Raw genomic sequence first — 12787 nt, 5'->3', positions numbered from 1 at the left:
TACATGGCGGGTGTCCTGCCTTCATTGATGGCCCGAACTCACCATGTATTCACCCTCTTTTCAGGGGCGAGCCACATTGGATCACCTTCGCGAATGCCGAATGCGGCGTACCAGGCGTCAAAATGCTGCAAGGGCGCAACCGTGCGGTACAGGCTGGGAGGATGGTCTCCGCTCTCGGCGATGTTGATCAGGTACTCGGTGGTGGCGTTTTCCGCCCACATCTGGGTCCAGGCGATGAAACAACGCTGGGCTTGCGAGTAGCCGTCGATCTTGCGGTCCTCGTCGGGATGAGCCTTGAGGTAATCCATCAGCGCCGTGTAGGCGAGCTTGATTCCTCCGACATCGGCCATGTTCTCACCGACCCACAAGGTGCCGTCATTGGCATGTCCGGGAGCCAGCGGGGTGCTGGACGTCTGGTCGATCAGCTTTTGCGCCTCGGTTGTGAAGGCCGCTGCATCGGCCTTCGTCCACCAGTCGCGCAGGTTGCCCTTCGCATCGAATTGCCGTCCGATGCTGTCGAAGCCGTGGGTCGTCTCATGGCCGATGATGGCCCCGAAACGACAGAAACGCACCGCCGGGTCCGCGTTCGGCTCGAAGGCCGGCGCCTGCGAGATCGCAGCCGTGATCTGGAAGCCATTGTCGAAGAAGGCATAGGCCGCGTTCATCGCAATTGGCAGCGTGCTCTTCTGGTTGAAGTCATCGTTGCGGACGGGCCCGCCCAATTTGGAAAGCTCGCGTTCCAGGGCGAAGGCCATGATCGCCCTTGCATTGGCAACGGGATCATCGGGAACGATCGTCACTCCCGAATAGTCGATCCACTGCTCGGGATACCCGACCTTGTTTTCGAAGGCCTTGAGCTTGGCCATCGCTTCAGCCTTGGTCTCGGGCGAGAGCCAGGTACGCGTTGGAATGCGCCGTTCCATCGCAGCCATGATGTAGGATATCAGTTCCAGGGTTCGGCGACGCGTGTCCTCGTCATAATAGGTCTCGACATAGAGTTGGCTGAATGGCTGCCCCAGCGATCCTTGAATTTCAGCGATCGCGCGCTCGTCAATGGGACGCAAGGTCGCCACCCCGGTGAAAGCCTGATTCAGCGCCCGCTTGGGTTCATCGAATGCAGGGGAAAGAAGGCCGCTGAACTGCTCGATCACGCGAAACTTCGTATAGTCCTTGAAATCCCCCAACGGCCGGCTGTCGATGATCGCGGAAACGGCCCTGAAATAGGCCGGTTCGGTGACGATGATCTCCTCCGGCGCGGGAATACCCATAGCGGCCAGGTAGGCGGCGATGTCGACCCGGGGGATCAGAGCTTGCGCCTGTGCCAGCGTCATCCGATTATTGAGACGATTGAAGTCCCGGGCTTGCGCGCGCGTCAACTTGGCCTTGTCGAGTTCGGTTTCGAGATCGAGCACCAGCGCTGTCACCCGCGCGGCTTCGCTCTCCTCATATCCGGCAACCTGCAGCAGGTCATGGACATAGGCGCGGTAGGCAAGCCGCCGCGGAGCGCTGTCTTCGGCCCGGTAGACATCGCGCTCCTCCTTGAGCGCCGTCGACCCGGTGGCGCCGAAGATGGCGTAACGCGAACTGTCCGACAGGTCCGGCGATGGGCCGAAGCCGACGAGCAGGCTGAGACCGTTCGTTTTCGCTTCATCGACGAGGAATCCGGTCAGGTCCTCCTTGGAGGAGAGGCCATCGATCCTTGCAAACTCCTGTACAAGCGGCGCCATGCCCTGCGCGCGGCGATGCTCGAGGTTCATGTATGCCTTGTAGAAGTCCCCCACCAACTGGCGCGAACTGCCTCTCGGGGCACTCACTGCCGAATTTACCGCACTATCGACCAAGGTCTGCAGCTGGTCGTTTATGATCTTCCCTTGAATTACCGGAAAGCTGTAGGAAGCGCGATCCTCGGGGCGCGGCACACGGGTGAGCCAACCGCCCGCGGCAAAGCGATAGAAGTCTTCACGCGGACTTACGCCGGGATCCATATTCTCCACGGAGAAGGCGAGTTCGTCGGCTCCGGCGCTGGCGGGCGCATCCGCCCCCGCCTCAAGCCCCCCTGCGAGCGTTCCCAGAATGGTCAGAGCGCACAGCGCGGCTGCGGAACGGGGCCGGGAGAGCCGCGATCTCGCGGCCGATTTTTCCTGCGGAATGCTCATTTCTGTCCTCCCTCGCTCGAAACCGGGCGGCTGGAACAAGGCCCGTTCGCCTTCGTGTCAGCCGGTGAAACTCGCGCCCTCCTCCTCGCGATAGCTTGCGTCGCGCACCTTGCGCAGCAGCCACAGGGCCCACAGGAAATTGGGCAGCGCGATCATCAGTGGGAACACGACGGCCCCCAGACCGGAAACCGCGACCTCGGAGGCGGCTGCGTGCTCCTCGTCAAGTGCGCTCGCCACCCCCATCAGGAACAGCACGCCGTCCCAGAGCCAGTGATAGATAATGGCTGGCCAGATCGATCCGGTGCGCACGACGATGGCGATGAAGATCATGCCGCTCATCGCCGCCGCGACCGACTGCAGAAGGGCACCACTCCAATCGCCGGTATTGAACCCATTGAGGCTATGGACGGCGCCGAACAGGACGCTGGTAACGATGATCGCGGGCCAGATCCTCAGATTTTCGAGGAGTGCCCGGAAGAGGACCCCGCGAAACATGACTTCCTCCGAAAAGCCCACGAGGAACGTGTTGAACAGGACATAGGACGTGGTCGTGCGGTCCGGAAGCCCTGTCACCACGGTCAGGGATGCAATGACAAGCAGGAGCAACACGGGGACCGACATCACCTTGACGAGCGCGTGGGGCGCCCCGAATTTCAAGTCGCGCCAACCAAAGACCACGATGGCGCCGAGCAGAAGCGCGCTGGCGCCGACGAACTGCCATCCGATCCCGTTCTTCACCAGCTCTTCAAGCGCGGCTTCTTCGCCGCCAAGCAGCCATGTCGCTCCCAGCAAGGTAATGACGATCCACAGGACATAGACCCCAAGGCTCTGCACGAGACGCCCGTTCATGCCACTTCTCCTCTTCTTCCGACCTCCTCTTGTGCACGATCCGGTGGCGACGCGCGGGTCACCACAGGCACGGACTTAGCTTGGCGCGCGTGCGACCTCATCCACAGCAGCGGGCGTTTGCGTGCCGAACGGGCTGGCCCCGGGCGTCGCGTAGATGTCGTAGGGATTGCTTGCCGCGGTGTCGTCGCGGTCCGCCCGGGCGCCATCGCAGTAGGCCTGCTGGTCGTAGGCTGCGATTGCGAATTCCGCGCCTGTGGCCATGCCCAGCCCGGTGAGGAGCTGGTCGTGAATGAGCTTGCCGTCGGTATCCGACTTCTTCGCCGTGACGATTGGCGCCAGTGCGGCCGCGAATTTGCCGTTGTCCACCTCGAACCCGTCACACGATTCGGCCACGACCTTCTGGTGGGCCAGATTGACGAGAATACCGACCTGGTCGGGCGTGAAGGTGTCCTCCATCGCGCCCTGCAAGGCTTCGGCGGTGGACAGTTGCATCTGCGTCTTGACGTCGACCTCGTTGGTGCCGGCCGGTTGCGTCGGCGTACCTTCACCGGGCGCGCTATCTCCGCTGCAGGCGGCAACAAGGGTGAGAAGAGCGGCCACAGCGGTGGTCCGGACGGGCGAAATGTGGCGTTTCATGCGGCTTTCCTCCCTCAATACCCGAACGCGCGTGCGGTCCACTTCGACGAATAGCGCCGATCCTTGAAGCACTGCCGCGTCCGCTGGTAGCAGACCACGTCCTTGTGCGGGCTGAAGCTGCGGCCCCAGTCGTAGTTGTAGTAGGTGCGGCCATCGCGTTCGTACCGCTCCCATTCGCGCTCGCGGTCGCGCTTCTTCTTGGCCTTGCGGATGGCATTGGCGATGACGATCCCGGCGACGGCCGCCTTGAGGCGCGTTTCCTGTTCGCGGGTCAGTTCAGCCGAGGCTGGCAGGGACGCAGCCCCCATGGAAATCACGGCCAGAGCCAGTGTACTCCTGAAAACGGCTTTGAGAATCATCGTTGCCACTTTCGTTTCATGTCACTCGATATCGTCGCGCAGATGGTCCCGCGCTGCTTTGGAAACCGCGTTATTCGGCGATTGCCTCGAGTTCGTAGCTGCGGCTCGCACCGCCATCCCTGTCATTTCCCATGAGGTAGACGATTACGGTGTAGGTTCCGGTGGCCGGCGCGACGCCGGACCAGAAATTGGCCCGCTCGATGACGCGCGACCCCACGTAGATTGCATCGCCCGGCTGACCTCCGGGTGGCAGCACGTTGAAATACATCGAGCCCGAGCCCTTGAGCGTGACGTTGATCGTCTGGCCCTCGCGCGCTGAAAAGTCGTGCCGGGCGATGTCGTTTCCGGTCAGTCGGCCCTTGAATTGGGTTCCCGGTCGCACCGGTGCCGTACTTGGAGCGGCAACCGGGGTGGCGGGAACCGAGAACAGGCTGACGCCGTCAATATGCCCGACCGACTGGGCCGAACTCGCGGAGACGAGCGCTTGCGCGGCTCCCGAGCTGGCCTCTCCCGGACAACCGACAAGCATGGCGCTGTCGTCGAGATAATCGACCACGGCCGCGCTCTCGCCAAGGCGGCGGCAGGCATCACCTTCTTCCGGATAGCCTGTGCCCATGACCTTGAGCGAAGCTGGCCAGGCGAAGGCTGCTGGGGCGCCGTCGGCAAGCGGCTCCGTCTCAGGCGCAAGTGTGGGCTGTTCCACCGCGTCCTGCGTGGCCTCGTCCTGGACCGCATCCCCGGAACAGGCGGACAGGAACGCCAGCGCCAGAAGTCCGCCGGCCACCGTCATGGCGCGCGCTGTCCGTGTGCCGGTCCGCCCCGGCATCAGAACCGCCGCTTCCCGCTGTCGATGCTGTCGCACGTGCCGCTGAAGCTGTTCATGCCCTCGACCTTGATGTGGCCGGTCAGCCGATCGATCTCCAGCTTGGGCTTGTTGAGGCCGTTGAGGCGATAGCGGCCCTTGATCTTGTCGTGGGTGATCGCAACGTCGGTCAGTGTCCACCATCCGTTGGTGCCCCCCGAATGGATCGGTGGAACCAGTTTACCGGCAAGGCGGATGCGCCCGTCGGAGCCATGGAACTGCAAGGTGATCGCCTCGTCGAACTGCTGCTGGGTCAACTCCGAGCGGGTCGAGCGATGGTAGCGATGTTCCCTCCAGTCCCATTCGTAGCCCGTGCTGACGCGGTTGGAGAGGCGGCTGCCTTCGCCGTAGCAGATGAGATTGATGACCTCGTCGATCTGTGCGCTGGTCTCGTGATCGCCCCCCTGAGCGCGCTCGCAATCGACGGCTGGCGAATCCACGACCGAGGCGTAGCGCCCATCGTAGGTCTGGACCGTGATGCACAGCGCATCGGACTGGCGCCACCAGTAGCTCCACTTACGGTCGCTGCCGGTCTGGGTCGATATCCAGACAAAGCCACGATCTTCAAGCTGCCGCTCACCTCCTGCCGCCCGCGCGCCCACGAGATCGCGCAATTCGCGTGGCGTGTCCTGCGCAAGAGCGGCCGGAGCCACCAGCAGAAGGGGCAGCGCCCAGCACAAAGATGTATATGATTTTGCCGTCATCGATCCCTCCCAGGGCCGCTGCAACATGCGATGGCATTCAATCAAAACGATTGTTTCCCGTTCAAGTGACGTAACACAAACATGTCGAAGCGCACGACACAAATTGACAATCACCAGGCTCGGCTCTCAATATTTCACAAATTTAATGAATAACAAAAAATATATATCGAACAGATATTTCGCATATTATTTCGAAAAATTCCAATAAAGACAAACACTTTCCTCGTTTACATAAACCAACCAAGGAGTTCATTGCCGCCCCCAAGCCTTGGTGGCACAATGGATATTCCTGAATGCATTACGGGATCGACGTAAGGTGCGGCCCTTGCGAGCGCGAAACCGGGCACTGCTGTATCCATCCATGCCGGGGGTCTTCATGGCAGTGACCCTGATTCTCTTGCCGCCCCCTGCGGCCGCGCAGGACGGGGCATGCGATATCGAGGAAATCCAGCGGATGTTCGGCATGACCCCGCGTCCGCTGTCGAAGCTCCGAAAGTCCCTCCACACGTGCGAGGCCACGGGCGCAACCGACTACCGCGTCTCTCTTTTTCTGGGCGTCCTTGCCCGTGAGGACGGCGAACAGGATACAGCCATCGCCCATCTGCGCCGGGCAGTGCAGATGGCCCCGGCCGAAACCAATCCCGCGCTCGAACTTGGCGTTACGCTGGAAGCTGCACATCCCGACGAGGCGCGCGCTATCTACACGAACCTCCTCGCGCGTGAGCCGGCGCTGCGGCCCGCCCGCCTCGGACTGGCCCGGGTCGCCCGTCGGCAAAACCATCTGCACGAGGCCGAAACGCTTTACCGGCAGCTGCTGGAGCAGGACCCTGCCGACATCGACGCCCGCAACGGGCTGTCCTGGCTGGCTCTCGCCCGCCATCGCCCGCGCCGCGCGCAGCAAGGCTTCGAAGAGGTCCTGCGCACCGAGCCCGGCAACGCCGAGGCCCGGGCCGGTCTCGCCATGATCGGCGATGTCCATCACTATACACTGGAAATGGGCGGCATCATCGCCTCCACCCCCGAAACCTCATCGCACGGTGTGCAGCTGCACGGGACCGCGGCGCTGGGCGCCTTCGACACACTCGAACTGGGATGGAGCCATGCCAGCGCGGATATCGCGACCGTGTCGGCCAACGGCCTCACCATATTCCCGCGCGACGATGTCACGCTGGGCTACCAGCGCCTCGTCCCGCTCGGCTATGCGATTTCGGTGGTCTATGACTACCGCGGACACGGCGCGCTGCCGACCGAGCACTGGATCGATGGCAGCGTGACGATCTACCTCACCGACCGGGTGCGCTGGAGCGGGGGCTATCGCAAGTCGTTCGGCGATGCGCTCTACGACGGACGCCTGCTGCGCACGGGGCTGGGCGTGGACGTCGCACCGCGCTGGCAACTGACGGCAACGCTCTACAACTCGCAGCAGGCGGCCTTCGAGGATTACCGCAGCCTCTGGAGCGGCGCGCTCGACATCACCTATGCAGGGCCGCACGAGTTGGTGCTGAGCGCCGGCGTCGGCGTCTCTCCGGCCATCGACAACCGCGACCTGCACCTCAGTGCCCTGGTGGCCATTTCGGGCCACGTGGCGCTGCGTCTTGCCGCCAGCCACAATTCGTACAGTTCGGCGCAGAGCCTGAGAGCGGGCCTGCGCATGGCCTGGTGAAAAAAGGGCGCCTGGTGAAGAAGGGGAGAGCTACGCCAATGCAACAAGCCGCGCAAAATCGCCGTCTGGGTGTCGTTCAGCACGTCCCTGCAAGGCGCTTGCACATCCTTGTCGTCACGCCCTTCCCTGACACTGCCGAGGTGGTCCGACGCGCCTTCGAGCCCCTCCCCGACGTCGCGCTTGAGCTTGCCCGCGACAGTGATGCGGCGATGCATCTTGTCGCGACGCGCCCCTACGATCTCGTCGCGGCCGAACCGGACCGCACGCCCGGCGGGTTCGCCCTCCTCAAGTACATCAAGTACAACTACCGCTGGACGGCCACGCTGATCGTCATGCAGAGCGAGAAGCCCCGCCTCCTGCGCGAGGCGCTGAGGTGCCACGTCGATGGCCTCATCCTGCGCCCCTCCGGCCCCGAGGCCTTCGTCGAGGAAGTCATGCTCTTGGCGCGCGAGGCCAACGCCCGCCGCCAGCGCCAGCAAAAGCGTGTGCTCGCCATCGGGGCGCATCCCGATGACGTGGAGATCGGCTGCGGCGGCGCGCTCGCGCGTCATTTTGCCGACTACGACGTCATCCGCATCCTCACCCTTTCGCGCGGGGCGGCCGGAGGAGACACCAACCTGCGCCTGTCCGAAGCGCACGATGCCGCCGCCATGCTCGGCGCGCGGCTGCGCATCGAGAACCTGCCCGACACCGCGATCGAACCGGGCGGGGAGACCATCGCCATCATCCAGGATGCGATCGCCCAGATGGGCGCGACCCACGTCTACACCCACACGATCGAGGACACCCACCAGGACCACCGCGCCGTCCATACCGCCAGCCTCGTCGCCGCGCGCGCGGTACCCAATGTCTACTGCTACCAGAGCCCGTCCTCGACCACCAGGTTCGAGCCCCAGCGCTATGTCGACATCACCAGTTTCATCGAGAAGAAGATCGGGCTCATCGGCGCCTACAAGAGCCAGATCGACCGGATGGTCTCGATCCAGCCCGACGTGATTCTGTCTTCGGCGCACTACTGGGGACGTTTCGCGGGCTACGTCCTGGCCGAGCCGTTCCAGGTCGTGCGTGAGCGCGACATGGTCCAGGCGACCTACCCGCTGCGCGATGACGCACTGGCCGCCCAAAGCGATATCGAGGGGAACTGAGAGAACATGCGCATACTTGTCACCGGAGCCGGAGGCGCGGCCGCCGTCAGTATCTGGAAGAGCCTTGGGGGCGATCACGAACTCTACATGGCGGACATCGATCCGCTGGCCGCGGGGCTCTATCTGGTGCCGCCCGAGCGGCGCCTCATCATCGCGCGCGGCGATTCCCCCGCGCTGGTGCCGGACCTGCTCGAGGCGTGCCGTGCGCGCGCAATCGAGCTGCTCGTGCCCACCGTTGACGTCGAACTGGCTCCGCTCGCCGCCGAGCGTACCCGGTTCGCGCAGGTGGGCACGACGATGGCGATATCACCTGTGGAAACCTTGCGCCTGTGCCGCGACAAGCAGGCCCTGATGGACGCGGTCGAGGGCGAGGTCCCCTGCCCCTCAAGCGTCCCGCTGACACCCGAGATCGCGGCAGCTACCACACATTTTCCACGCTTTGCCAAACCGCGCGAGGGTGCCGGCTCGCGCGGGATCGCGCGGATCGATGGCACCGAGGATCTTGCCGCGCAGCCGCTGGACGGGACGGTCATGCTGCAGGAATATCTGCCCTGCGAGGAAGTCTCGGTCGATGTCTACGTACGCGCCGATGGCCGGGTGATCGCAGCGGTTGCGCGCGTGCGCATGAAGATCGATTCCGGTATCGCGGTCGCCTCGCGCACGATCCACGACGAGCCGCTGCTGGCGGCGGTCCGGCGCACGGCCGAAGTGATCGGCATTCGCGGCACGGCCAACATCCAGTTCAAGCGCGCGCAGGATGGCGTCTACAAGCTGCTCGAAGTGAACCCGCGCTATCCCGGGACCCTGCCGCTGACCGCTGCGGCGGGAGTTGACATGCCAAAGCTTATGGTCACCGGGCTGGAAGGCGGGAAGCTGCCGGAAGGGCCCATGCCGTTCCAGGACCTGATGGTCGTGCGCTACTGGACCGAAGAGTACTTCGACACCGCGCAGTGGGAAGCCTTGTGCCCCCGCAGCTGACCTGGCTCATCCGCCATGGCCAGAGCGCGTCCAATGCCGGACAGCCGGTCGAGGGGCACGCCGAGGTGCCGCTCACGCCTCTCGGCCATGCCCAGGCGCGCGAGCTTGCCATGCGGGTGGAGCGCGCTCCGGATCGCATCGTTGTCTCACCCTTCCGCCGGGCCGAGGAAACCGCCGCCCCGATCCGGGCGCGTTGGCCCGCTGTTCCTTGCGAAACCTGGCCGATCGGCGAACTGACCTACCTCAGCCCCGCCCGCTGTCACGGCACGACGGGCGAGACGCGCCGCCCCCTCGTGGCGGCCTATTGGGAGCGCTGCGATCCCGACTATCGCGACGGGCCGGATGCGGAAAGCTTCCGCGCCTTTCTGGAGCGGCTGAGGGACTTTCACGCCCGCCTCCTTGCCCTCGACGTCGGTTTCGCGCTCGTCGTCGGCCATGGCCAGTTCTTCCGCGGCTACCTCCATGCTCTCGCCTCCGATTTTACGGTCAGCCCGGACTGGATGCGCGCCTACCGCGAACATGAAACCACGCAGCCCCTTGCAAACTGTGCGGTCGTGCCGCTCACACGTGAAGCGATGCAAAGAAGTCGGTCATGAACCAGAGCGCGAGAATGTAACCTCCGACCAGCAGGGTGATGAAGGCCAGGATCGCGATCTCGCTGTAAAGGATGCGTCGCTCGTTGGCCTGATCCCCCCGGAGCAGTTCGCGGTACCGCGCGTCGCCCGTCACGTCCGTGGAAGCTTGACCTTGCCCGTCTTCACCGTCTTGTCCCATTTGGCATCCGCCTTCCTCAGTTCGGCCACGATGGAGGCAAAGGTGATCGCGCACAACAGCGGGCCATAGCCGAACAGCACCAGCAACAGGTTGCGCAGCCACTTGGGCGCGCCGGCCTTGTCCAATCGATAGATGCCCCAGGCCGCAAAGGTCGAGATCGCGGACCAGCCCAGGATCACATGCGCAAGGATGTTGCCCCAGAATGTCGGCTTCGCGCCGGAGAGCCAGCAGAGGTCGGCGAAAGGGGCGACCAGCGCGATGGCCATGATCCCAAGCGCAAGCAATCCGGGAAAGGCAAGCCCCTCGAACCAAGAACGCCGCGCCTCGGCCGGATCGATTGCGAAGGAGAACAGGGTCTGGAACAGGAACGAGACGAACGTGAGCAACCACACGCTCTCGAAGGCAATGAGGACCCAGCTCGGCCAGAGTTCGAACAGGCCGACCAGCCCCACCGACCCGGCCAGCATGAATACCGGCATCAGCGCCACGCTGAACCACAGCACTCCGAAGGCCCAATCGCCCAGCAGATGGTTGCGCCAGGGACGGAACCAGATATGCGCAAAGGCGCGCATGATCTGGAGGTTCCCCCGGCACCAGCGCAGGCGCTGCTTCCACAGCGCCGCCACGCTGTCGGGCTCCTCGGCCCAGACCACGGCGTTGGGATCAAGCAGCACGCGGCGTCCGGCCAGCACGGTACGGAAGGTGGTGAAGGTGTCCTCGGCCAGCGTCGAAGTGTCGATCGCCGCGCCGATGGCTTCCAGGTTCGCGCGGCTGTGAAGCTGCGCGCCTCCGGCCATGCAGGCCAGGCCGCCCATGACGTTTTGCGCGCGCCGGGCCGCGGCTTGGGCGGTCACGTATTCGAAGCCGATGAAGCGGGTGAGCAGGCCGCCGGGCTGGCTTCCCTCTTTCACGTAGGCGGTGACCCCGCCCACCTCGGGATCGGCAAGGTGGCGCACCATCCGCCGCAAGGTCTGCGCCTCGAACAGGACATCGGCGTCCATGATCATGACCGCCTCGGCCCAGTCGTCGGCGAGGACCTGCGCAATCCCGTGATTGAGCGTATGGGCCTTGCCCTGCCCCCCCTTCTCGCGGCGCAGATGGAACACCGCGCCGGGATATTGCGCCATCTTGCCCGCCATCACCTCGGGGGTATGGTCGGTGCTGGCATCATCGACGATGTAGAGGCGCCAGGCTCCGGCGGGATAATCGATCGCCATGAGTTGGTCGATGCTGGTTCCCAGGACATCGGCCTCATTCCAGGCTGGCAGCAGGAAGGCGACCCGCGGCGTAGCCGATCCCGCGCGCGCATAGTGGTTGCGGATGCCGTGCAAACCGACGAGCAGGTACTGCGCAAAGGACGCAGCTGTCGGAACCATGCCCAGCACGACGAGGCCAAAACACACAAGAGCCAGGATTGCATCCATTGGCCACAACACTCGCTCCCGATCTGGGGTACTGCAAGACCAAAAGCCACCAACGATCTGTTGCCTTCACAAAGCAGGGCGTGTCAGTTCTGCAGTCGTGCGCGCTTCCGGACGAGGCCGCGCACTTGCGCCGCCGGCAGTGCGCGGATCGTTCCGCGATGGCCGGCAACATCGTGCGCCGCGAACAGGGCGTTGTAGACGCTTTCCTCGCTGGCTTCGGCGACCGCCTGGAAAAGCGGGGTCATGCGATCGTTCGAGAGTTCGGAGTAGACCGCCTGCTCCTTTCGGCGCGGCGCGGTACGGCGCACGTCCATGGCCGTGGAGAACGCCACGGCATAATCGCCCGATCCGTTGGAGAAAGCCGAGCCTGTCCGCGCGACGCCCACGAAAGCGCGTTCCGCGAGGCGGCGCAAGTTGCGATCCGAGAGCGGTGCATCGGTTGCGATCACGATGACGACAGAGCCATCCGCGCTCTTCTCGGGCAGCTTGTCCTTGTAGAGATACTGGCCAAGTTCCTGGCCGACCGGGGTTCCGGCAACGCTCAGCACGCCGCCGTAGTTGACCTGGACCAGAACGCCGACCGTCCAGCCTCCCAAACTCAAGGGCAACTCGCGCGAGGCGGTGCCTATGCCGCCTTTCCAGCCAAAGGCCACCGTGCCCGTGCCGGCTCCGACCGCGCCTTCGGCAACTGGCCCCTCCCCCGCGGTCTCGATAGCACGGCGGGCATCGGCAATGGTGACATGGCGGCCACGAATATCATTGAGGAAACCATCGTTGGTCTCGCCCACGACCGCGTTGACGGTGCGAACCTCCTCATTGCCGGGCTGGTCCAGCGTCCATTCCACGCTGGCCGCCATGGCCTCAGGCACGGAGAGGGTATTGGTGAGGAGAATGGGCGTCTCGATCTCGCCCAGTTCCTCGATCTGGGTCGAGCCTGCAAACTTGCCAAAGCCATTGGCGACGAAGAAACCGGCGGGCACCTTGTCCTGCCACAGGTTACCACCGTGCGGGAGGATTGCCGTTACGCCGGTGTGAATGTCGCGCCCCTGCTCGAGGGTCACATGCCCCACGCACACGCCGGCGACATCAGTGATCGCATCGCGCGGCCCTGCGGGCAGGATACCAATCGGCACGCCCGCTCCGCGCACATCCTGCGCCCCCTCTCCGGCACGGCCCGGCGCCGAGATCGCAGCGCCAAGGGCTGCCCCAACGCTCGCCAAGGCGATGAGCGCACGTG

The 12787-nt window shown here is 64.3% G+C and carries 13 protein-coding genes; 4 read left to right on the top strand and 9 right to left on the bottom strand.

Going from position 1 to position 12787, the window contains the following annotated elements:
* Nucleotides 1–38: 38 nt before the first annotated feature.
* From HT578_RS20450 to HT578_RS20425, 6 genes are all read right to left on the bottom strand, one after another.
* Nucleotides 39–2156 carry a M13 family metallopeptidase gene (locus HT578_RS20450; RefSeq protein WP_213501254.1) on the bottom strand — a complete coding sequence of 706 codons (2118 nt, stop codon included), beginning with the start codon at nucleotides 2154–2156 and terminating at the stop codon, nucleotides 39–41.
* Between the two features lie 57 nt (nucleotides 2157–2213).
* On the bottom strand, nucleotides 2214–3005 hold the full coding sequence (locus HT578_RS20445; RefSeq protein WP_213501253.1) for a CPBP family intramembrane glutamic endopeptidase: 792 nt from the start codon (nucleotides 3003–3005) through the stop codon (nucleotides 2214–2216).
* 75 nt (nucleotides 3006–3080) lie between these two features.
* The gene (locus HT578_RS20440; protein WP_213501252.1) at nucleotides 3081–3641 is read right to left on the bottom strand and encodes a hypothetical protein; all 561 of its coding nucleotides are present in this window, start codon (nucleotides 3639–3641) and stop codon (nucleotides 3081–3083) included.
* A 14-nt stretch (nucleotides 3642–3655) separates the two neighbouring features.
* Nucleotides 3656–3949 (bottom strand): hypothetical protein, encoded by a 294-nt coding sequence (locus HT578_RS20435; protein WP_213501251.1) that lies wholly within the window; start codon nucleotides 3947–3949, stop codon nucleotides 3656–3658.
* 121 nt (nucleotides 3950–4070) lie between these two features.
* Nucleotides 4071–4790, bottom strand: a complete 720-nt coding sequence (locus HT578_RS20430) for a hypothetical protein (protein WP_213501250.1) — start codon at nucleotides 4788–4790, stop codon at nucleotides 4071–4073.
* Nucleotides 4791–4825: 35 nt separating this feature from the next.
* Nucleotides 4826–5566, bottom strand: coding sequence for a hypothetical protein (locus tag HT578_RS20425; RefSeq protein ID WP_213501249.1), 741 nt, complete (start codon nucleotides 5564–5566; stop codon nucleotides 4826–4828).
* A 376-nt stretch (nucleotides 5567–5942) separates the two neighbouring features.
* On the opposite strand from HT578_RS20425, the gene HT578_RS20420 reads away from it, so the two are divergent.
* From HT578_RS20420 to HT578_RS20405, 4 genes are all read left to right on the top strand, one after another.
* On the top strand, nucleotides 5943–7229 hold the full coding sequence (locus HT578_RS20420) for a tetratricopeptide repeat protein (protein WP_213501248.1): 1287 nt from the start codon (nucleotides 5943–5945) through the stop codon (nucleotides 7227–7229).
* 98 nt (nucleotides 7230–7327) lie between these two features.
* Nucleotides 7328–8374: a PIG-L family deacetylase gene (locus HT578_RS20415; protein ID WP_213501247.1), complete on the top strand. Its 1047-nt coding sequence runs from the start codon at nucleotides 7328–7330 to the stop codon at nucleotides 8372–8374.
* Nucleotides 8375–8380: 6 nt separating this feature from the next.
* A complete protein-coding gene (locus HT578_RS20410) occupies nucleotides 8381–9352 on the top strand; it encodes an ATP-grasp domain-containing protein (protein WP_213501246.1) in 972 nt (323 codons plus the stop codon).
* A complete protein-coding gene (locus HT578_RS20405) occupies nucleotides 9337–9948 on the top strand; it encodes a histidine phosphatase family protein (RefSeq protein ID WP_213501245.1) in 612 nt (203 codons plus the stop codon). The genes HT578_RS20410 and HT578_RS20405 overlap by 16 nt, the downstream gene beginning before the upstream one ends.
* Here HT578_RS20405 and HT578_RS20400 read toward each other — a convergent pair.
* The 3 genes from HT578_RS20400 to HT578_RS20390 all read right to left on the bottom strand — a co-directional run bounded on the left by HT578_RS20400 (nucleotide 9914) and on the right by HT578_RS20390 (nucleotide 12770).
* Entirely contained in the window at nucleotides 9914–10081 is a 168-nt protein-coding gene (locus tag HT578_RS20400) for a hypothetical protein (RefSeq protein ID WP_213501244.1), read from the bottom strand. The genes HT578_RS20405 and HT578_RS20400 overlap by 35 nt on opposite strands.
* A complete protein-coding gene (locus HT578_RS20395; protein WP_213501243.1) occupies nucleotides 10078–11550 on the bottom strand; it encodes a glycosyltransferase family 2 protein in 1473 nt (490 codons plus the stop codon). Before HT578_RS20395 ends, HT578_RS20400 begins: the two co-directional genes overlap by 4 nt.
* A gap of 83 nt (nucleotides 11551–11633) precedes the next feature.
* Nucleotides 11634–12770 (bottom strand): DmpA family aminopeptidase, encoded by a 1137-nt coding sequence (locus HT578_RS20390; RefSeq protein ID WP_213501242.1) that lies wholly within the window; start codon nucleotides 12768–12770, stop codon nucleotides 11634–11636.
* Between the last annotated feature and the right edge of the window lie 17 nt (nucleotides 12771–12787).

This window comes from Novosphingobium decolorationis (assembly GCF_018417475.1).
Lineage (GTDB): Bacteria > Pseudomonadota > Alphaproteobacteria > Sphingomonadales > Sphingomonadaceae > Novosphingobium > Novosphingobium decolorationis.
This window is presented reverse-complemented; position numbering and strand designations above follow the sequence as displayed.

Coding starts and splice junctions, on each gene's coding strand:
- HT578_RS20450 (WP_213501254.1), bottom strand. CDS start 2,156: ATGAGCATTCCGCAGGAAAAATCGGCCGCGAGATCGCGGCTCTCCCGG.
- HT578_RS20445 (WP_213501253.1), bottom strand. CDS start 3,005: ATGAACGGGCGTCTCGTGCAGAGCCTTGGGGTCTATGTCCTGTGGATC.
- HT578_RS20440 (WP_213501252.1), bottom strand. CDS start 3,641: ATGAAACGCCACATTTCGCCCGTCCGGACCACCGCTGTGGCCGCTCTT.
- HT578_RS20435 (WP_213501251.1), bottom strand. CDS start 3,949: ATGGGGGCTGCGTCCCTGCCAGCCTCGGCTGAACTGACCCGCGAACAG.
- HT578_RS20430 (WP_213501250.1), bottom strand. CDS start 4,790: ATGACGGTGGCCGGCGGACTTCTGGCGCTGGCGTTCCTGTCCGCCTGT.
- HT578_RS20425 (WP_213501249.1), bottom strand. CDS start 5,566: ATGACGGCAAAATCATATACATCTTTGTGCTGGGCGCTGCCCCTTCTG.
- HT578_RS20420 (WP_213501248.1), top strand. CDS start 5,943: ATGGCAGTGACCCTGATTCTCTTGCCGCCCCCTGCGGCCGCGCAGGAC.
- HT578_RS20410 (WP_213501246.1), top strand. CDS start 8,381: ATGCGCATACTTGTCACCGGAGCCGGAGGCGCGGCCGCCGTCAGTATC.
- HT578_RS20395 (WP_213501243.1), bottom strand. CDS start 11,550: ATGGATGCAATCCTGGCTCTTGTGTGTTTTGGCCTCGTCGTGCTGGGC.